The 18,752-nt window shown below is 71.1% G+C and carries 17 protein-coding genes and 6 tRNA genes; 14 read left to right on the forward strand and 9 right to left on the reverse strand.

What is annotated here, in order from left to right; genetic code table 11:
• Positions 1-287 precede the first annotated feature (287 nt).
• Positions 288-1,226, forward strand: a complete 939-nt coding sequence (locus tag NW895_RS13960; protein ID WP_289935810.1) for an aminoglycoside phosphotransferase family protein — start codon at positions 288-290, stop codon at positions 1,224-1,226.
• Positions 1,227-1,306: 80 nt separating this feature from the next.
• Positions 1,307-1,591: a zf-TFIIB domain-containing protein gene (locus tag NW895_RS13965; protein WP_289935812.1), complete on the forward strand. Its 285-nt coding sequence runs from the start codon at positions 1,307-1,309 to the stop codon at positions 1,589-1,591.
• A 49-nt stretch (positions 1,592-1,640) separates the two neighbouring features.
• Here NW895_RS13965 and NW895_RS13970 read toward each other — a convergent pair.
• The 5 genes from NW895_RS13970 to NW895_RS13990 form a co-directional block, all read right to left on the reverse strand.
• A tRNA-Val gene (locus NW895_RS13970) sits at positions 1,641-1,712 on the reverse strand.
• 43 nt (positions 1,713-1,755) lie between these two features.
• Positions 1,756-1,827 (reverse strand) — tRNA-Val (locus tag NW895_RS13975).
• A 19-nt stretch (positions 1,828-1,846) separates the two neighbouring features.
• Positions 1,847-1,918, reverse strand: a tRNA-Val gene (locus tag NW895_RS13980).
• 1 nt (position 1,919) lies between these two features.
• Positions 1,920-1,993: transfer RNA gene (locus tag NW895_RS13985), tRNA-Cys, on the reverse strand.
• Positions 1,994-2,032: 39 nt separating this feature from the next.
• Positions 2,033-2,105, reverse strand: a tRNA-Gly gene (locus tag NW895_RS13990).
• Between the two features lie 178 nt (positions 2,106-2,283).
• On the opposite strand from NW895_RS13990, the gene NW895_RS13995 reads away from it, so the two are divergent.
• From NW895_RS13995 to NW895_RS14005, 3 genes are read left to right on the forward strand one after another with little or no spacing between them, the layout of a single operon-like run.
• A complete protein-coding gene (locus tag NW895_RS13995) occupies positions 2,284-3,330 on the forward strand; it encodes a chorismate-binding protein (RefSeq protein ID WP_289935813.1) in 1,047 nt (348 codons plus the stop codon).
• On the forward strand, positions 3,327-4,148 hold the full coding sequence (locus tag NW895_RS14000) for an aminodeoxychorismate lyase (protein ID WP_289935814.1): 822 nt from the start codon (positions 3,327-3,329) through the stop codon (positions 4,146-4,148). The genes NW895_RS13995 and NW895_RS14000 overlap by 4 nt, the downstream gene beginning before the upstream one ends.
• A 54-nt stretch (positions 4,149-4,202) precedes the next feature.
• Positions 4,203-5,027: a GNAT family N-acetyltransferase gene (locus NW895_RS14005; RefSeq protein WP_289935815.1), complete on the forward strand. Its 825-nt coding sequence runs from the start codon at positions 4,203-4,205 to the stop codon at positions 5,025-5,027.
• A 41-nt stretch (positions 5,028-5,068) separates the two neighbouring features.
• Here the strand turns inward: NW895_RS14005 and NW895_RS14010 are convergent, their stop codons facing one another.
• A complete protein-coding gene (locus NW895_RS14010; RefSeq protein ID WP_289935816.1) occupies positions 5,069-5,581 on the reverse strand; it encodes a DsbA family protein in 513 nt (170 codons plus the stop codon).
• A gap of 198 nt (positions 5,582-5,779) precedes the next feature.
• Between NW895_RS14010 and NW895_RS14015 the strand changes: the two genes are divergently transcribed.
• Positions 5,780-6,220: a hypothetical protein gene (locus tag NW895_RS14015; protein ID WP_289936017.1), complete on the forward strand. Its 441-nt coding sequence runs from the start codon at positions 5,780-5,782 to the stop codon at positions 6,218-6,220.
• 186 nt (positions 6,221-6,406) lie between these two features.
• Positions 6,407-6,559 carry a hypothetical protein gene (locus tag NW895_RS14020; RefSeq protein ID WP_289935817.1) on the forward strand — a complete coding sequence of 51 codons (153 nt, stop codon included), beginning with the start codon at positions 6,407-6,409 and terminating at the stop codon, positions 6,557-6,559.
• 75 nt (positions 6,560-6,634) lie between these two features.
• On the opposite strand, the gene NW895_RS14025 is transcribed toward NW895_RS14020, so the two are convergent.
• Positions 6,635-7,192 carry a CGNR zinc finger domain-containing protein gene (locus tag NW895_RS14025; RefSeq protein ID WP_289935819.1) on the reverse strand — a complete coding sequence of 186 codons (558 nt, stop codon included), beginning with the start codon at positions 7,190-7,192 and terminating at the stop codon, positions 6,635-6,637.
• An 813-nt stretch (positions 7,193-8,005) separates the two neighbouring features.
• Positions 8,006-8,419: an SsgA family sporulation/cell division regulator gene (locus NW895_RS14030; protein ID WP_004002642.1), complete on the reverse strand. Its 414-nt coding sequence runs from the start codon at positions 8,417-8,419 to the stop codon at positions 8,006-8,008.
• A gap of 191 nt (positions 8,420-8,610) precedes the next feature.
• Between NW895_RS14030 and NW895_RS14035 the strand changes: the two genes are divergently transcribed.
• The 7 genes from NW895_RS14035 (at position 8,611) to NW895_RS14065 (ending at position 16,338) form a co-directional block, all read left to right on the forward strand.
• Positions 8,611-9,063, forward strand: a complete 453-nt coding sequence (locus tag NW895_RS14035; protein ID WP_289935820.1) for a TIGR02611 family protein — start codon at positions 8,611-8,613, stop codon at positions 9,061-9,063.
• Positions 9,064-9,127: 64 nt separating this feature from the next.
• Positions 9,128-9,199, forward strand: a tRNA-Val gene (locus NW895_RS14040).
• A gap of 575 nt (positions 9,200-9,774) precedes the next feature.
• Entirely contained in the window at positions 9,775-11,064 is a 1,290-nt protein-coding gene (locus NW895_RS14045) for an extracellular solute-binding protein (RefSeq protein WP_289935821.1), read from the forward strand.
• A gap of 14 nt (positions 11,065-11,078) precedes the next feature.
• Entirely contained in the window at positions 11,079-12,035 is a 957-nt protein-coding gene (locus NW895_RS14050) for a sugar ABC transporter permease (RefSeq protein ID WP_289935822.1), read from the forward strand.
• A complete protein-coding gene (locus tag NW895_RS14055; protein ID WP_289935823.1) occupies positions 12,032-12,904 on the forward strand; it encodes a carbohydrate ABC transporter permease in 873 nt (290 codons plus the stop codon). The genes NW895_RS14050 and NW895_RS14055 overlap by 4 nt, the downstream gene beginning before the upstream one ends.
• Before the next feature lie 10 nt (positions 12,905-12,914).
• Positions 12,915-13,505 (forward strand): hypothetical protein, encoded by a 591-nt coding sequence (locus NW895_RS14060; RefSeq protein WP_289936018.1) that lies wholly within the window; start codon positions 12,915-12,917, stop codon positions 13,503-13,505.
• A 97-nt stretch (positions 13,506-13,602) separates the two neighbouring features.
• A complete protein-coding gene (locus tag NW895_RS14065; protein WP_289935824.1) occupies positions 13,603-16,338 on the forward strand; it encodes a Tat pathway signal sequence domain protein in 2,736 nt (911 codons plus the stop codon).
• 7 nt (positions 16,339-16,345) lie between these two features.
• Here the strand turns inward: NW895_RS14065 and NW895_RS14070 are convergent, their stop codons facing one another.
• A complete protein-coding gene (locus NW895_RS14070) occupies positions 16,346-18,703 on the reverse strand; it encodes a hypothetical protein (protein ID WP_289935825.1) in 2,358 nt (785 codons plus the stop codon).
• Positions 18,704-18,752 lie beyond the last annotated feature (49 nt).

Raw genomic sequence — 18,752 nt, forward strand, 5'->3', positions numbered from 1 at the left:
CCTGTGCGGGTGGGGGTACGCGCGGGTGGCCCGCATCTGGCGTAGCTGCGGGCATGCGTGCCGCCTGGGGCGGCACGGGTGGGCGCTGGGGGTACCCCCTGCTCGAAGAGCTTGGGGGAGGCACCCCGTTGCGCCGGGCTGCGTAACCCCGCCCGGTCACCGCGACGCAGGGCACGCCCGAGCGCCCGGCATCGCGGCCGGCCCCGCATCCTCGACGCAGGGCACCTGACAATCCCGGCGGCCCGGGACGTACGCTCGCCCGACAGACCCGCACCCCAGGGAGCCCCTTGTCAGTGAACCCCCTCCTGTCCGAGCTCGACGCCCGCGTCAGGGCCACGGCACACGGACGTGCGTCGGCCTGCCCCTGCGGAGTGACGGGAACCCTCGCCGACCGCCCCGACGGCACCGTCGTGCGCCACGCGGACACCGTCGGGAAGGCGCACGCCCCGGACGCCCACCCCGGCGAGCTGGCTCTCCGGCTCACCGTCGCCGCCCGCCTCCCCGGCATCCTCCTGCCCCCGCTGAGCCCGACGCCGGTCGACCTGCACGGCAGGCTCGTGACGTTCTGGCCGTACGGCACCCCGGTCGACCCGGGGGACCCCGACGCCGCCCCCTGGGAAGCCGCCGCCGCTCTCCTCGCCCACCTCCACCGAGCCCCGGCCCCGACCGCCCTGCCGCCGATGCGCGGGCCCGTCAAGGCGGCCCGTGCCGTCGACCGTCTCCGCGCCGCCGGTCCCCACCCCGGCACGGCCTGCGTCCTGCGCGCCTGGACCACCCTGCCCGCCTGGGCCCGCGCCGAGGCGCCCATGCCGGGAGCCACCACGCTGTGCCACGGCGACCTCCACCTCGGCCAGCTCGTACGGCATCCCGCCCCCGACGGACCCTGGCAGCTCATCGACGTCGACGACCTCGGCGTGGGCGTCCCGGCCTGGGACCTCGCGCGCCCGGCGGCCTGGTACGCCTGCGGACTGCTCCCGCGCGATGCGTGGACCCGCTTCCTGACCGCCTACCGTGCCGCCGACGGCCCGGCCGTCCCCCCGGACGGCGACCCCTGGCCCGCCCTGGACGTTCCGGCCCGCGCCCTCGCCGTGCAGACCGCCGCCCGGGCGATAGCCAAGGCGGTCGCCGCCGACCGTGCCCTGGACGAGGTCGAGCAGGCCGTGGTCGACGCCTGTGACCGAATGGGTGCCATCCCCCCGCAGTTGACCCGAAGCTCCGCGAAGTAGGGTGCAACCGACCGCGGCCGGACAGAGTCTGTCCTGGCGATACGCGAAGCAGGACCGACCGGCGAGGAGTTGAGCCGACGATGCAGTGTCCGAAGTGTCATGCGCCGATGCACACGTACAACCGCAACGGCGTCCAGATCGAGCAGTGCGGCAACTGCCGCGGGATCTTCCTCGACTACGGAGAGCTGGAGGCACTGACCCGCCTGGAGGCCCAGTGGTCCCAGCCCGCCCCGCCGCCCCCGCCCGCCCCGCAGGCGTACCCGGCGCCTCCGGCCCCCGCCTGGGGCGCTCCGCACGGCGGCCACGGACACCACCACGGCCACCACCGCCACAAGAGCTTCGGTCACATGCTGTTCTCCAGCTGACCAGGCAGACGCCAAAGCCCCCAGCCGTTCGGCTGGGGGCTTTGTGCTGTGGACGATACTGGGATTGAACCAGTGACCTCTTCCGTGTCAGGGAAGCGCTCTCCCGCTGAGCTAATCGTCCTCGGGTCCACGATCTCTCGAAGAAGCCGATCATGGGCACTGCGTGCGCGATACTGGGATTGAACCAGTGACCTCTTCCGTGTCAGGGAAGCGCTCTCCCGCTGAGCTAATCGCGCGGGGGATCCGAAGATCCAGTGGACGATACTGGGATTGAACCAGTGACCTCTTCCGTGTCAGGGAAGCGCTCTCCCGCTGAGCTAATCGTCCTTGGAGGTGGAGACGGGATTTGAACCCGTGTAGACGGCTTTGCAGGCCGTTGCCTCGCCTCTCGGCCACTCCACCAGGAGTCTACGGGACCGGGTGGGTCCCCTAGTTCCTTCGAGCGGACGACGAGGCTCGAACTCGCGACCTCAACCTTGGCAAGGTTGCGCTCTACCAACTGAGCTACGTCCGCTTGTCGTTTCCGTTTCGCTTGCGCGTCGCGGCGACGTGTTGAACTCTAGCGGATTCCGGGGCCAGTACAAAAACGCGTTTGTGCAGCGTGCTGCGCTGCCTCTGCTCGCGGACGGGGTCAGTGCAGATGGCAGGGCGTGCCCGGCCGCCTCCGTGATACCGGCCATAGACTCGACTGCGTGCTGGACCTCCCTCCCCTCGCCCGCTTCGGTGCTCGTGTCGCGACCGGTCTCCTCGACGTCACCAGCGATCCCGCGGCCCTCGACTCCCGTGGTTTCTGGGCCGTGTGCGCGGACTTCGAGGGGCGGCTGACCTGCGCGCGCTTCAGGGAGGTGAGGGAGGAGCCCGTGCCCGCTCCCGTGCCGGGTGCGTGGCGGGGGCCGGCCGCCGGTGACTGGGCGTCCTCGCTCGACCGCGTCGCGTACACGACGGCCGTGCGCCGCATCCGTGAGCACATCGCCGCCGGCGAGGTCTACCAGGCCAACCTCTGCCGGGTGCTCTCGGCGCCCGCCCCGCCCGACGCCGACGTGGACGCCCTCACGGCCCTGCTGGCCCGCGGCAACCCGGCGCCGTACGCAGGAACGATCCGTCTCCCCGGGCACGGTGTGGAGATAGCCACCGCCTCTCCCGAGCTGTTCCTGCGCCGTGACGGCCGGGTCGTCGAGTCGGGGCCCATCAAGGGGACCGGGCGCACCGAGGCGGATCTCCTGGAGAAGGACTACGCCGAGAACGTGATGATCGTGGACCTGGTCCGCAATGACATCGGACGGGTCTGCGCCACCGGCAGCGTGACGGTGCCCGAACTGTGTGTCGTGGAGAAGCACCCCGGGCTCGTCCACCTGGTGTCCCTGGTCCGGGGCGAACTGCGGGCCGGCGCCGGCTGGCCGGAGCTGATCGACGCCGCCTTCCCGCCGGGCTCGGTCACCGGTGCCCCCAAGTCCAGCGCCCTGCGGATCATCGACGCGCTGGAGACCGCGCCCCGGGGCCCGTACTGCGGCGGCATCGGCTGGGTCGACGCCGACCGGGGTGTCGGGGAGCTGGCCGTCGGGATCCGCACCTTCTGGATCGACCGCGCTGGAGGCGCGCTGCGCTTCGGTACCGGGGCCGGGATCACCTGGGGGTCGGACCCCGAGGCGGAGTGGCGGGAAACTGAACTGAAGGCGTCCCGGCTGCTCGCGGTAGCGTCGGGAACCTACGAGGTGAGTGGAGAGGGACAACGGACGTGAAGATCTGGCTCGACGGCGGGCTGCAGGACACCGAGTCCGCCCGCGTCTCCGTCTTCGACCACGGGCTGACCGTGGGCGACGGCATCTTCGAGACGGTGAAGGCGGTGGACGGCAAGCCGTTCGCGCTCACCCGGCATCTCGACCGGCTCACCCGCTCGGCGCGCGGTCTCGGCCTGCCCGACCCCGACCACGACGAGGTGCGCCGCGCCTGCGCCGCCGTCCTCAAGGCCAACCCGATGCCGCTGGGCCGGCTGCGGATCACGTACACCGGCGGTTACGGCCCGCTCGGGTCCGACCGCGGCGAGCACGGCCCGACCCTCGTCGTCGCCCTCGGCGAGACCACCCGCCGCCCCGACTCCACAGCCGTGATCACGGTCCCGTGGACCCGCAACGAGCGCGGCGCGCTCACCGGCCTGAAGACGACCTCGTACGCAGAGAACGTCGTCGCCCTCGCTCGCGCCCACCAACAGGGCGCCTCCGAGGCGCTGTTCGGCAACACGGTGGGGCAGCTGTGCGAGGGCACCGGGTCGAACGTCTTCGTCGTCCTGGACGGCGAGATCCACACCCCGCCGCTCGCCTCCGGCTGCCTCGCGGGCATCACCCGGGCCCTGGCGATCGAGTGGGCCGGCGCCCGGGAGACGGACCTTCCGCTGGACGTGCTGGAGCGGGCCGACGAGGTCTTTCTGACCTCCACGCTGCGGGACGTGCAGGCCGTGCACCGGGTCGACGACCGAGAACTGCCGGGGGCGTCCGGCCCGGTGACCGTCAAGGCGATGCGGATCTTCGAGGAGCGGGCCGCGGACAGGCTCGATCCCTGAGAGCGGCACATATTCGGCTGCCCAGGGGGCGCGTCGCGGGGTAGAACACCCCTGATGACCACGACCCTGCGGCCGACCGAGCCGCTTCAGCGCGCTGCCGACGGGACGCGTTCACGCCGCTACCAGGTGTGCGTCAACAGCCGTCCCGTTGGCGCGATACACCTCGGCACCCATCCTGTCTTCGGCGACGCGGTGGCCCGCATCCTGGACCTGCGCATCGAGGAACCGGACCGGCGGCGCGGCCGGGGCACCGTGGCCGCGCTCGCCGCGGAGGAGGTGGCCCGGGGCTGGGGCTGTGGGCGCATCGAGGCGGCGGTCCCCGCCGACGCGGAGACGGCGCTCCGACTCGCCACTGCTCTCGGGTACGTCGTGCGCAACCGCAACATGCGGAAGACGCTCGGCGACACCCCGCCCGACCTGCCCGCGGGCAGCCGGGCCCGGCCCATGACGGAGGCCGAGTTCGGGCCCTGGCTGGACAAGGGCCGGGAGGACTACGCGCAGCACTGGATCGCGCGCGGGGTGCCGGAGGCCGAGGCCCGGGCCAAGTCCGAGCGGGACCACGCCATGCTGCTGCCGGACGGTCCTGCCACGCCGGACATGCTCCTCAGCGTCCTCGAACACGAGGGGACACGCGTGGGCACACTGTGGCTGGCGCTGCGGGACGAGGGCGCCTTCGTCTTCGACGTCGAGACCGGCACCGCACACCGCGGCAGAGGACACGGACGTACGCTCATGCTGCTGGCCGAGGCCCAGGCCGTCGCCGCGGGGAAGCGGACCATCGGCCTCAACGTCTTCGCGGGCAACACCCCGGCCGAGCGGCTCTACGAGTCACTCGGCTACGAGACCACGGAGTACAGCCTCTACAAGCAGTTGCTGTAGCGGCCCGGCGGGACCTCCGGCGGGGAGCGGACCGGCGCTGTTCAGGCCTGCTGTCCGGCCAGCAGCCGGTCCGCGATCTCCTCGATGCGCTCGCGCAGCCCCTCCTGGCTCTTGCCGCCGTCGAGGCGCTCGCCGCCGATGACGTACGTCGGGGTCCCGGTCACGCCGATCGCCTTGCCCTCGGCCTGGTCGGCGTCCACGATCAGGATGTGCCGGCCGTCGATCAGGGCGGTGTCGAACTCCTCGGCGTCGAGGCCGAGTTCACGGGCGATCTCGACCAGGAAGGGTTCTCCCCTACGGGCGAGCTCCTCGACCCGGCCCAGCAGGGTCTCTACGTACCGCCAGTCCTGCCCCTGCGCCGCGGCCTCCTCCGCGGCCTGGGCGGCGGCGAAGGCGTGCTTGTTCTTCTCCAGCGGGAAGTGCCGCAGCCTCAGCTCCAGACGATCGCCGTAGCGGGCACGCAGGGCGCGGAGGTCGTCCAGGGCGCTGCGGCAGTCCGGGCACTGCAGATCGCACCAGACGTCGAGAACGGGGGCGGGGGAGGAGTCGCTCATGGAGACAGTCTCCCAGCCCGTGCCCCGGCGACCCAATCCGACCTCGCACGTCAGGGTCGTACGACCGCCACCGGCACCTGCGGAGGAGCCGACCCGGAGATGTCCCTGATGTCCCGCCGGGGCATGGCCGCCGGGGTCGGGGAGGTGCAGGATGGAAGGGACGAAGTGCCCCTGCCCGACCGAGCCCTGGAGGACCGGATGATTGCCGAGACCGTCTGCTCCGCCGTGTCCGCGGCCGGCCTGGGCATCGCGGCGGTCACCGCGTACCGCAGGCGTTTCCTGACCGCGGTCCGTATCGCCGCCTACTCGCTCGTCCCCCTCGGCCTGGTGATGACCGGGGTGGTCGACTGGCTGGCCGACACCGCCTTCAGCCCGACCGCCTGGGCGGGCTTCGGGGTGCTCGGCGTCTCCTGGCTGCTCTTCGCCACCACGCGGTCCGTGGAGCGCCGCCGCGGCGGCACCCGCAAGGAGCGCAGGGAGGCCCGGGCCGCCGCCGGCCGGCCCGATGTGGTGCCTCCGGCGGCCTCGGCGCCCTCCCTGGGGCCCGGCTCCCGCCCGGCGGCCCGCCCCGCGAGCGCGCCCCGTGCCGAGGACGACTTCAGCGACATCGAGGCCATCCTCAAGAAGCACGGCATATGAGGAAGCCTGGCCGGAAGAACACGGCTGGCATATGAGATCCCGAAGCAGGAGAAACGACACAGTCCGTCCCGTGGGCGTCCGGAAGCGATCACAACCTGAACCGGAGATCGCGGAACCAGCGAGCTCCCGTTCTTCCCTGGGCGCTGATCGCGTGGGGCACATCGACTGCGCCATCATCGGCGCGACATGCTGGACACGACACAGAGCGAGGCCGCGCCGCCGCAGGACGAGCCGCGCGGCTGCCTTTTCGCCCTTTCCCAACCACCGCTGATGATCTTCCTTGCGGTGATCGGGGGTCTCCTGCTCACGGCTGCGTTGCACGACCTGCTGTTGCTGTGAGCCGTACCCGCGCTCCCCGGCGCCACCCGCCGGGGAACGCGTCAGCAGGGTGGTCCGCTGTGGCCGGGACCGACGTCAGCCCGCCGCCTCCTTGCGCCGCGCCCGGTACGCGGCCACATGCAGGCGGTTGCCGCACGTGCGGCTGTCGCAGTACCGCCGTGAGCGGTTGCGGGAGAGGTCGACGAAGGCCCGCCGGCAGTCGGGAGCCTCGCAGCGTCGCAGTCGCTCCTGCTCCCCGGCTACCACGAAGAACGCCAGCGCCATCCCGCAGTCGGCCGCCAGGTGATCGGCGACGGAGGCGCCGGGCGCGAAGTAGTGCACGTGCCAGTCGTAGCCGTCGTGGTCCGTGAGGCGGGGGGTGGTGCCTGCCGCGGCGACCAGTTCGTTGATCAGCCCGGCGGCGGTACGGGCGTCGGGGGCCGCGAAGACCGCGGCGAACCGCCCGCGCACCTTGCGCACCGCCGAGAGGTCGAACTCCGAGAGGTGCCCGACGTCGCTCACTTCGTGCTTTCGTACGAACGCCTCAAGGGTCGCGACATCCGGCAGTCCCTCCGGCGTCGTCTCCTCCGGTGCGGTGTTCACCAGATCCACCACGGTGTCGAGGGCGCACCGGGTGTCGTGGGTGATCAGCACGTTTCGCTCCCTGGCCTGGGGTCCGGGCGGGCGCCCGCCGATGCTGGCCGATGGTAACGGCTTCCACAACAACGGCACCGGCCTCGGCCCGACCTCCGCCCACACTTGCCGATACAACGCGACGACCACCACGCGGGTTCCCACGGCCACACCGCACCGCGACCACCAGGCCGCAGGCGCGGCCCCTGCGGAAGCCACCGAGCGGCAGCCCAGCGCCGCCCGTTCGCGGCGGCGAGACCCGGGGGGCGGATCGATCGGGCCGGGTTCGACAGTCGGCGTGGTGCGGCGAGTGCGCATCGCTGCCGGCGGGGTTGGCCGGCGCGGTGGTGGGTGGTGTTGCGGTTTGGTGGTGGGTGGTGCCTCGGTGCGGTGTCGGGTGGTGGTGTGCTGGGTTCGGTGGTGCGGTGTCGGGTGGTGGTGTGCTGGGTTCGGTGGTGCGGTGTCGGGTGGTCGTGTCCTGGGCGGAACCGCCCGTCGATTCCGCACCCCGGCCACCCGCGTCCGCGTCCCCGGAACCGGCCCTGGACAGTCATGCCGCCGGGGCGGGCGGGTGCGCGTGGCCGGCGCCCCCGTAGCGCCGGGCCGCCCGCCCTCACCGCCCTCAGCCGCAGGCCGCAGCCCCCGGCTACCCAGCGAGTACCGAGCCTTCAGCCGACCCCGAGCCCGGCTCCCGCGCACCGAGCACACACAACCGACGCCGCCCCGCGAAGCGCTCCACGGTGACGGCGACCGGTGTGTGCCGTATGCGGTTGTCCCAGCCCGAGCCGTCACCCCGAGTCGACGGCGCCGGGCGGCTTCGCGAGGAGTTGCGACCTAGCTTTCCGCCAGGATGTGCGAGAGCTCCTGATCGAGATCGAAGTGCCGGTGCTCCGTGCCGGGAGGCACGGCGGCGTCGGTCCGCTTCAGGAAGGACTCCAGGGCCCTTGCCGGGGCCTCAAGCAGGGCCTCCCCCTCCGGGGAGCTCAGGGCGATGCACACGACGCCCTGACCATGGCTGCGCGACGGCCAGACACGGACGTCGCCGGTTCCCGTGGGACGGTGAAGCCCCTCGGCGAGGAGGTCGCGGGCGAACACCCACTCGACGGTCTCCTCGGCTCCGGTGTGGAAGGTGGCGTGCACGGCGTAGGGGTCGGCCGTGTCGTACCGCAGGCCTGCGGGGACAGGCAGGGAGGACTCGCTCGACACAACGAGGCGCAGGTGCAGCTCGCAGCTGACCGTGGTGTTCATAAGCGCCAGGGCCTTTCGCTCAGTGTGCGCTCGGGGATTCGCACGTCGGCGAAATCGACATGCCACCTACGGTGCCGTTGTAAACCCCTCTGAGTGTTTTGGGTGCCTTTACGTAACTCTTCCGGCCGAGAGATCGTTGTCGATGTGCGGCCATTCCGGTGACTCGTTTCCCTCGGGTAGGGTTTGGCCGTATGAATACGGGGAGTAACGAGCCGGGCGAGGTAGCCGTGGCATCCGACGAGACGAGGACGGACGAGACGCAGGGCGAACGGGAGCTGGGTTCCAGGGCGCCGGAATTCATCAAGGCGCGCCGCATGCTGCACCTGAGCTGGCAGGTCGGGATCTTCATCGTCGGCCTCGCCGTGGTGGTCGCCGGCATCATCATGCTCCCGCTGCCCGGACCCGGCTGGGTGGTGATCTTCGGCGGCATGGCGATCTGGGCGACCGAGTTCGTCTGGGCCCAGCTGGTGTTGCGCTGGACCAAGCGCAAGGTCACCGAGGCGGCCCAGCGTGCCCTCGATCCCAAGGTCCGCCGCCGCAACATCATCCTGACGTCGATCGGCCTCGTGATCGTGGGCGTACTCGTCGGCATCTACGTGTGGAAGTTCGGCATCGTCATGCCCTGGAAGATCAAGGACCAGTGACGGGAGCCCGGCCCGCGCTGGTCACAGGCACCCCCTGACATCGGGTAATGTTCTTCCTGCACCCGGGCGATTAGCTCAGTGGGAGAGCGCTTCGTTCACACCGAAGAGGTCACTGGTTCGAACCCAGTATCGCCCACCCGGAAACGGCGGCCCGCCTGCGACATCGCAGGCGGGCCGCCGTCGTCTGCATCGCGCGGTTGCCCGACGAGGACGGATGTCCTGCGCCGGGGGAGGGCGGATATCCCACTTCCGGCAGCGAGCCCCCGGGAACCCGTTCGCCGGCCGACGATGCGCCTGCGGGCGCGCTCGCCCATCCGACAGTGCGACCAGAAGAACCCGCCGCGCCATTCCGAGGGTTCGCCCTGAGGGACCCGCCGCGCTGTTCCGAGGGTTCGCCCCGAAGCACCCGCCGCACTGTTCCGACGGCTCGCCGCGCGAGACCCACGGCGCCGTCGTCTTTCAGTCCCTCGCGAGGTTCGTGTGATCCGCTGAGCCCCGTTCGGTCCGCCGACCGGACGGCGCCTCACCTGCGGCGTCACGCCACCCGGCCCCTGGGCCCGCCTCCCCGCGGCGCCCAGTTGCAGGGCTGCTCGGTAAGAAATTCTTGTCTGAATCATTGACGCACCCTCAGCCCCTCCGTACCTTGTGCCAGCAAGCGCTTACTTGAAACGATTCATGCAGCCGCTGCGACGCTGCGGGGAGGGGCCAACGGTGGGAACCGGCAGGAATGTTGAGAGGCGTACGGTTCTGAAGGCGGCCGGGGCCGCGGCGGCCACGCTCGGGCTTGCCGCGACGACCGGGTGTGGCGGCGATAGTGGCGGTTCCGGCGACGGAACGGTGACCCTCCGTTACGCGTGGTGGGGCGGCGAGCCGCGCACGATCGCCATCAAGAAGACGATCGCGCTCTTCGAGAAGAAGTACCCGAAGATCAAGATCAAGCCTGAATTCACCGACTACGAGGCGTTCTGGGAGAGGTTCCAGACCCAGGCCTCCGGCGGAAATCCGCCGGACGTTTTCCAGAATGCTGTCGGCTTCCTGCGTAAGTACGACAAGCGTGGTGTCCTTATGGATCTCAAGACGCAGGCGGACGCGGGGAATCTGAGACTGGAGAACTTCCGCAACGGCGTTCTGACGGCCGGCCAGGCCGACGGCAAGCAACTCGGCGTACCCGTCGGTGCCAACACCATGGCGCTCGTCATCGACCTCAAGGCCTTCAAGAAGGCGGGCGTGGAGGCGCAGTTCGGCTGGACCTGGGACGAGTACTTCGACGCGCTGCAGACCATCCAGGACAAGCTGAAGATCGCCGGTGACACCGGCTACTTCAGCATCATGTACCTCTACGACCTGTACCTGCGGCAGAACGGCAAGGCCTTCTTCACCGACTCCGACCTCGGCTTCACCGAGGACGATCTCACGCAGTGGTGGGAGGACGGCTACAAGCGTGTGAAGTCCGGGCTCGTCGCCGACCCGAAGAAGGTCGAGCAGGTCAAGCCCAAGTCCGCCCTCTCGGCTGGGCTCGCCGCCTCCGAGTTCACCTGGGACAACTTCTCCATCCGCTACGAGGGCGAGGGCGAGTCGGACTACGGACTCGCGCCGATCCCCACCACGAACGGCAAGGACACCGGCCAGTACCTCGGCTCGCTGATGCTCAGCGCCTTCTCCGGGACCAAGCACCCCAAGGAAGTCGCCCAGTTCATCGACTTCATGGTCCACGACCCCGAGGTCGGCAAGATCATGGGCTACGACCGCGGCATCCTCGCCACCACCGAGCAGTACGACGCGTTCACGCCCACCGACGACACCAACAAGGGCGTCAAGGCGTACGAGGAGGAGGTCGCCAAGGCGGGAGTCCTGGGGAAGATCACCCCGCACCCGTCCGGCGCCGACGTCATCGAGGCGGCGTTCCTGCGGATCGGCGGCGAGGTCGCCCAGGGCAAGACCAAGCCCGCCGACGCCGCCAAGAAGCTGTTCAGCGAGGCCAAGGCCGCGTTCGCGGGCTGAGGGGACGTACCACCATGACGCTCGTCAAGGAAGCGCCCGCGCGCCCGGCGGGGAAGCGGTCCTCCGCTCCCCTCGCCGGGCGGCGCGGGCGGCGCCGCGAGAACCTCGCCGGCTATCTGTTCATGTCGCCGTGGATCGCGGGGTTCCTGCTGCTCACAGCGGGACCGATGATCGCGTCGCTGTACTACGCGTTCACCAGTTACAACCTGTTCACGCCGCCCCAGTGGGTGGGGCTCGACAATTTCACGACCATGTTCCAGGACCCGCGCTGGCAGAAGTCGGTCCAGGTCACGCTGAAGTACGTCGTCGTGGCCACACCACTGAAGCTGCTGCTCGCGCTGGGCGTCGCGCTGCTGCTCGCGCAGAGCCGGCGCGGGCAGGGGCTGTACCGGGCCGCGTTCTACATGCCCTCGCTCATCGGCGCCAGCGTCTCCGTGGGTTTCGTGTGGCGGGCGCTGTTCTCGGACGACGCGATCGTGGACCGTACACAGAAGATCTTCGGTCTCGACGTGGGGGGCTGGATCGGCAACCCGGACTACGTCATCTACGCTCTGGTGGCCCTGAGCATCTGGCAGTTCGGTGCCCCGATGGTCATCTTCCTGGCCGGCCTCAAGCAGGTGCCGCGGGAGCTGTACGAGGCCGCCGAGATGGACGGAGCGGGTCCCCTCCGCAGGTTCTGGAACATCACGCTGCCGATGATCTCCCCGGTGCTGTTCTTCAACGTGCTGCTGGAGTCCATCCACGCGTTCCAGGTGTTCGGTTCCGCGTATGTCGTCTCCGACACCCGGTGCGGGCCCGCCGACGCCACGCTCGTCTACACCTGTTACCTGTACCAGAAGGGCTTCAAGGAGGCCCAGATGGGCTTCGCCTCCGCGATGGCCTGGACGCTGGTGGTCGCGGTGGCGCTCGTCACGGCGGTCCTGTTCTGGTCGCAGAAGAAATGGGTGCACTACGAGGAGGCCGCCAAGTGACCACCGCCACCAGCCCTGCCGTGCGCACCGCGAACGAGCGGCGGCGCATCGGATCGATCGCCTGGCACGTGGGCGCGCTCGTCGTCCTCGCGGTCGTCCTGTATCCCGTGATCTGGGTGGTCGGTGCCTCGTTCAAGCCGAGCAAGGACATCATCGCCAGCCTCGACCTGCTGCCCGCCAAGCCGGTCTGGGCGAACTTCTCGGGGCTCGCCGACGGCATCTCCGGCATCTCCATCAGCAGCTTCTTCGTGAACTCGCTGCTGTACGCGGTCCTCGCCGTGGTCGGTGTCGTGGTGTCCAGCTCGCTGACCGCCTACGCCTTCGCCAAGATCCGGTTCGCCGGGCGGAACCTGCTGTTCACGCTGATGATCGGCACGCTGTTGCTGCCGTATCACGTCCTGCTCATCCCGCAGTACGTGATGTTCCGCAAGCTGGAGCTCACCGACACGCTGGTGCCGCTCGTGGCGGGCAAGTTCCTGGCGACGGAGGCGTTCTTCGTCTTCCTGATGGTCCAGTTCATGCGCGGGCTGCCGCGCGAGCTGGACGAGGCCGCCAAGCTCGATGGCTGTGGGCACTTGAGGACCTACTGGTCCATCGTGCTGCCGCTGAGCCGCCCCGCCGTCATCACCAGCGCCATCTTCACCTTCATCAACGCCTGGAACGACTTCATGGGGCCGTTGATCTACCTCAACACCCCCGAGAATTACACCGTTTCGCTCGGCCTGATGATGTTCCGCGACCAGGAGGGCATCTCCAACTACGGCAGCATGATCGCGATGTCGCTGGTGGCGCTGGTGCCGGTCATCGCCTTCTTCATGGCCTTCCAGCGCTACCTCATCGACGGCATGGCGACCTCCGGACTGAAGTGAGGCGGTGACCTTGGCGCAAGCGCGCGTGAAGGCACGCAAGGAATCCGTGTTCGGCGAACGCTTCGCGGTTTTCGCCGAATGCCTGCTCACCGGCGTCTGGATCGCCGTGGCCTCACTCGGCGTGGTCACCTACCCGGCCGCCTTCGCCGCCGGCGCGCGGCATCTGCGCCGGCGGACCGCGCACCAGGGCGGCGGCTGGCGGGAGTTCGTCACGGACTTCCGTACGGCGGTGCGCGGCGGATGGCCGGCCGGTCTGGCCGGGTGGGCCGCGGTGGCCGCGGTCTGGGTGGACGTCCAGGCCGCGAGAGCCGGGATCCCCGGCGGGACGCTCGTCGGGGCCGTCGGCCTGTTCGCGCTGATCGGGCTCGCCGTGGCCGGGCTGCGTGCCGCGGCGGTCTGGACTCCGGACGCCCGCTGGCGCGCGCTGCTCGCCGCGGCGGGCCGCCGGACCGTCCTGGACCCCGCCGGGTCCTTCCTCATCGTCTGCGGACTCGCCGTCGTGGCCCTGTCCGCATGGTTCGTCACCCCGCTGGCGGTCCCCGTCCTCGGGGCCGTCGCGGCGGCGGCCGTCGCCGTGGAGGAGCGGTACCGGCACCGCTGACGGGCGGTGCCCTCGTACAAGGCCGGCGTCCGAGGCGCCGTACCTCTCTCTGTCATGCCCTTGACCACCCCCTTGCCCCCGCACGGAAGGAAAGGCCATGTCCCCCATCCCCCGCAGGTCCCTCCTCAAGGCGGCCGCCGTCGCCGGAGCCGCCGCCCAGTTCAGCTGGGCGCTAGGGGCGCAGGACGCGCAGGCAGCGCCCAGAGCCGAGCCCGCCGACGCCGATCCCGTGACCCTGTCCTGGCTGGAGGACGGCGGCCTCGGCGCCGCCCCCGGCTCCACCGTCGGCGTGCCCTGGCCGAAGGGCGTGTACCGGGAAGACCAGGAGTTCGCGCTGACGGACGCGGACGGCACGGCCGTACCCGTGCAGTCGTGGCCGATCGCGTACTGGCCGGACGGGTCGCTGAAGTGGACCGCCCACGCCGTCAGTTCGGGCTCCGGCAAGCTCACCCTCACCGCCGGCGCGCCGGCCGCCCCCGCCAAGAAGGTCACCGTCGACAAGAGCGGCGGCACGATCGACATCTCGACCGGCGTCATCAGCGCGCGGATCGGCAAGTCCGGCGCCACGATCATCAAGTCGGTCACCCGCGGCTCCACCGAGATCGCCAAGAACGGACGGCTCGTGCTGATCCGTCAGCCGGAGTTCGAGGACGGCGACCAGGGCACGGTGAAGACCGAGCGCTTCGAGGGGGCCATCTCCAAGGTCGAGGTCGAACAGGAGGGACCGGTCCGGGCCGTCGTCCGCATCGACGGCAAGCACCGCAAGGGCGACCGCACCTGGCTGCCGTTCTCCATCCGCCTGTACTTCTACGCGGGCGCCGACTCCTTCCGCATGGTGCACACCATCACCTACGACGGGAAGCAGGAGCGCGGCAAGGCGAGCGGTGACTTCATCCGCGGCCTCGGCGTCCGCTTCACCGTGCCGATGCGGGACCAGGCCTACGACCGGCACATCCGGCTCGGCGGCGAGGGCACCGGCCTGCTCCGGGAGGCCGTCAAGGGCATCACCGGCCTGCGCCGGGACCCGGGCGCGGCCGTGCAGGCGGCCCAGTTCGAGGGCAGGAAGCTGCCCGACCCCTCCACCTGGGACCAGCGGGTGACGACCCGGCTGCAGTACATCCCCGAGTGGGGCGACTACACCCTCTCCCAGCTCTCCGCCGACGGCTTCACCCTGCGCAAGCGCACGAAGAAGGGGTACGGCTGGATCGCCGCCGGCGGCGGACGCCGTGCCTCCGGATTCGGCTACGTCGGCGGCGCGAGCGGCGGCTTCTCGTTCGGCCTGCGGGACTTCTGGGAGAAGTTCCCCGCCCAGCTGGACATCCGGAACGCCCACACGTCCGAAGCCGAGGTCACCCTCTGGCTCTGGTCGCCCGAGGCGCAGCCCATGGACATGCGCTTCTACCACGACGGCATGGGCCAGGACACCTACGCCGAACAGCTCGAAGGCCTCAACATCACCTATGAGGACTACGAGCCGAAGTTCGGCACCCCCTACGGCATCGCCCGCACCTCGGAACTGCTGTTCTGGGCCAACGACTCCACCCCCGGTGCCGAGACGCTCGCCCAGCAGGTCGAGGCGGTCCGCGTGCTGCCGCAGCTCGCCGCCCCGCCCAAGCAGCTCATCAAGGCCAAGGTCTTCGGCCCGGGCCTGTACTCCGAGCCCGACCGCTCCACCCCGGCCAAGGCGAAGATCGAGGACCACCTCGACTTCCTCTTCACCTACTACAAGGACCAGGTGGAGCAGCGCCGCTGGTACGGCTTCTGGGACTACGGCGACATCATGCACACCTACGACACGTTCCGGCACCAGTGGCGGTACGACATCGGCGGCTACGCCTGGGACAACTCCGAGCTGTCGCCGGACCTGTGGCTGTGGTTCGCGTACCTGCGCTCCGGCCGCGCGGACATCTTCCGCTTCGCCGAGGCGATGACCCGGCACACCGGCGAGGTCGACGTCTACCACCTGGGCGAATGGGCGGGCCTCGGCACCCGGCACGGTGTGCAGCACTTCGCCGACAGCGCCAAGCAGCAGCGCATCGCCAACACCACCTACCGGCGCTACTACTACTTCCTCACCGCTGACGAACGCGTCGGCGACCTCATGCACGCCAACGTCGACTCCGACGAGACGTTCCTCGTCCTCGACCCGCTGCGCAAGGTGCGCACCGATCCCTACACCCCCGACCGGCACGCCCTGTCGATCGGCTTCGGCACCGACTGGAGCGGCCTGGTGTCGGCCTGGCTGACGGAGTGGGAACGCAAGGGTCCCAAGTGGGAGAAGGCCAAGGCGCGTGTGCTGTCGACGATGGAGGGCATCGCCGCCCAGCCCAACGGCTTCGTGCAGGGCAGCGGTCTGTACGACCTGGACACCGGCAGGTTCGCCGTCGCGGACAAGCCCGTGGTGAGCGTCTCCCACCTGTCGGCCGTGTTCGGCCTCAACGAGCTGTGCGCCGAGCTCATCGACCTGGTCGACATGCCGAAGTTCAACGAGGCGTACTTCGACTACTGCCGCTACTTCAACGCCACCAAGGCCGAGCAGAAGGCGCGCTACGGCTCCGACTTCGGCAGCCTGCTGCTCTTCCAGGGCCACTCGCGCCTCGACGCGTACGCCGCCGTCAAGACCGGCGACGAGAAGCTGGCCAAGCGGGCGTGGGAGAAGTTCTACAACTCCGACGGCTACAAGGAGTCGGCGCCCTGGAGGACGGAGAAGCTGAGCGGCCCGGTCGCGCTCGTGCCGGGCAGCGAGGCCACCTGGGTGTCCACCAACGACACCGCGCTGTACGGCCTCGCCGCCATCGAGAACCTGGCGCTGCTGGGCGACAAGATGCCGTAGCCGGGGGTCAGTTCATCCTCCCCAGGACCTCCCGCCACCGCCGGACGTCCCGGATCCGCTGCTCGTACGTCGCCCCGAGGGCGAGCAGCAGCAGTCCGGCGAGGGCGGGAGGCGCCCAGCGGGGGAGTGCCCCCGCGACCTGGACGAGGTAGGGGGCGAGCTCGTGCAGCGCGTCGAGCGCGAGCACCGCCCCGCCCAGCACCAGCGGCGCCCCGAGATGATGCCGGGCCCCGAGCAGGGTGACCAGCAGTGCTGTCGCACCCAGCAGCAGCGGGCGCTGCCAGTGCGAGTCGGTCCAGGCCGCGGCGAGGCTCGGCACGAAGGTGGCGGCGAGGCCGGGGCCGTACGCCGTCCAGGACGACGCCCGCGGGTCGCGGCGCCTGCGCAGGGCGCCGACGAGCAGGGCCGGGACGGTGACCGGGAGCGTGTACGCCTCGGGCGTGCCGACGTCCCAGGACGCCAGCCGCACCCAGGTGGCCAGGACGAACAGCGCGGTGGCCGCGTATCCGGCGGGGCGGCGGTCGGAGCGGACCGCCGTGCCCGCGGTGATCACTCCGCACAGCGCGAGGACGAGCGCGAGCATCGGCGGGTCGCTGACGGCCAGCCCGACGGCGACCAGTCCGGCGACGGCTCCCGTCACCTCGACGGCCACCCTCGTCGTGCCGCGGAGGCGGAGCGCGAGCAGGGCCGCGGCCACGGGTACGGCGAGGACGAGCAGCGCGGTGTGCTGCGGCTGCCGGCCCGCGGCGGCGCCCGTCGCGCAGGCCAGTGCGGTGGCGTACGCGAGGGCGGCCGGGGCCGTGAGAGGGGAGAGTGACTTTATTCCGGAGGACGCGGCGAACAGCGCGGTCAGGGCGGACAGCACGGTCAGGGTCGCGGTCTGTGCGGTGAGGGAGAGCAGGGCGAGAGGGAGGGAACCGGCGAGTGCGAGGACGGTGGCGGTGAGGCGCGCGGGCGGGGTCCGCCGGACGTACGCGGCTGCCACCAGGGCTGCGGCCGTCGTGGCTCCCTGGCACAGGAGGCCTGCGACGTAGGGGAGTTGCAGGACGGGCGGGAGGGTGAATGCCGCGGCCCACGTGAGGACCAGCGCACCGCTCGGTGCCCTCCAGGTCCCGTCCTTCACCGCCAGGAAGAGCACGGCGGCGACCGCCACCAGGACGAGGGGAACAGCTGTTGCCGCCTGCGGTGGCCAGGGCACCACGACGGTCACCGCCTCGCGGGCGTCGGAGGGAGCCCCGGCCCACACTCCCGTAACCCGGCCGAACGGCCCCAGCAGCGTGACGGCGACGACGGGCAGCGCCCACAGGACGGCCAGCGCCTGGACGGCACCGGACGCCCACGCGAGGCCGTGCCGCACCGTCTCCGGCACGCCTCCCACCCGTACGGCCGCCAACAGAGCGATGCCGCAGGCGAGATGGGCGGGGACCGTCCACGCGTCCGGCAGGGCGGGGCGTGCGACGCCGCCGAGAGCGGCGACGGCGAGGAGCCCCGAGGCCAGGGCCAGGCAGAGCGAGAGCTTCTTGCCCTGCCGCTGCCAGGCGGCCCCCAGGATGATCGCCGCCGCCAGGAGGAGGAGCGCCGCCGCACGGGCGGCGGCGCTCGGGCCGGCGGCCGTCCACGACAGCCGGCCGGCCGCTGATATGCCGCAGGCGCCGAGGCCGTAGGCACCGACGGCGGCGACGGCACGTACCGGTCCTCCGGTCGCCCGGAGCGCCAGTACCGTGTCGCACCCGGCCGTCACCAGCAGCGCGGTCGTGACCCCGTACGGAACGGCGGTGGCCGCGAGGCTCCAGAGCAGCAGCGGGAGTTGGGCGACGGCCAGCGCGGCGGGCAGCGGCAGCCGCAGCGCGGCCGCACCGGGCAGGGCACGGCTGTACGCCGCCCACAGCCCCGCCAGCACAGCTGTCGCGATCGCCGCGTACCCCGTGCCGTCCGCCCCCGGGAAGGCCACCTCGTGCAGCGCGTACGCGTCCAGCACCGTCAGCGCGAGTCCCAGGCCCGCCACCGACTCGGCCGTCGACCTGAGGCCCCGCCTCAGCAACGGCACCGGCACGGCGAGCGCCGCCGCCGTGACCGCCCCGAGCACCAGGGCCCGCCCGGCGATCCCCAGGTGCCCCCAGCTGACCAGCGTGAACGCCGTCGCCGCGATGGCGAGCAGGACACCGCCGAGCACGAGCAGCACGTTCTGGACGCGCGGGGCGCTGGTCTCCGGGCGCGGGGGCGCGGCGGGGGCCGGCGGCGCCGGGTACAGGGCGGCGACCAGCCGGCCGCGGCGGGCCAGCAACTGGGCCCGGCGGAGGTCGAGTCGCCGCAGTTCGGCGTCGATGAGCCGCAGCTCCTCGGCCGGAGGCGGGGTGTGCGTCATGCCCCGGAGTGTGGCCCTGGCCACGTCGTCCGGCATGAGTGCGGGTACT

It is taken from the genome of Streptomyces sp. S.PNR 29, from assembly GCF_030386795.1.
Lineage (GTDB): Bacteria > Actinomycetota > Actinomycetes > Streptomycetales > Streptomycetaceae > Streptomyces.

Bases quoted from the DNA above. Each gene is read 5' to 3' on its own strand.
- NW895_RS14050 (WP_289935822.1), top strand. From the start codon at position 11,079: ATGACGCTCGTCAAGGAAGCGCCCGCGCGCCCGGCGGGGAAGCGGTCC.
- NW895_RS14070 (WP_289935825.1), bottom strand. From the start codon at position 18,703: ATGACGCACACCCCGCCTCCGGCCGAGGAGCTGCGGCTCATCGACGCC.
- NW895_RS13965 (WP_289935812.1), top strand. From the start codon at position 1,307: ATGCAGTGTCCGAAGTGTCATGCGCCGATGCACACGTACAACCGCAAC.
- NW895_RS14020 (WP_289935817.1), top strand. From the start codon at position 6,407: ATGCTGGACACGACACAGAGCGAGGCCGCGCCGCCGCAGGACGAGCCG.
- NW895_RS14065 (WP_289935824.1), top strand. From the start codon at position 13,603: ATGTCCCCCATCCCCCGCAGGTCCCTCCTCAAGGCGGCCGCCGTCGCC.
- NW895_RS14005 (WP_289935815.1), top strand. From the start codon at position 4,203: ATGACCACGACCCTGCGGCCGACCGAGCCGCTTCAGCGCGCTGCCGAC.
- NW895_RS14035 (WP_289935820.1), top strand. From the start codon at position 8,611: ATGAATACGGGGAGTAACGAGCCGGGCGAGGTAGCCGTGGCATCCGAC.
- NW895_RS14015 (WP_289936017.1), top strand. From the start codon at position 5,780: ATGATTGCCGAGACCGTCTGCTCCGCCGTGTCCGCGGCCGGCCTGGGC.
- NW895_RS14030 (WP_004002642.1), bottom strand. From the start codon at position 8,419: ATGAACACCACGGTCAGCTGCGAGCTGCACCTGCGCCTCGTTGTGTCG.
- NW895_RS14010 (WP_289935816.1), bottom strand. From the start codon at position 5,581: ATGAGCGACTCCTCCCCCGCCCCCGTTCTCGACGTCTGGTGCGATCTG.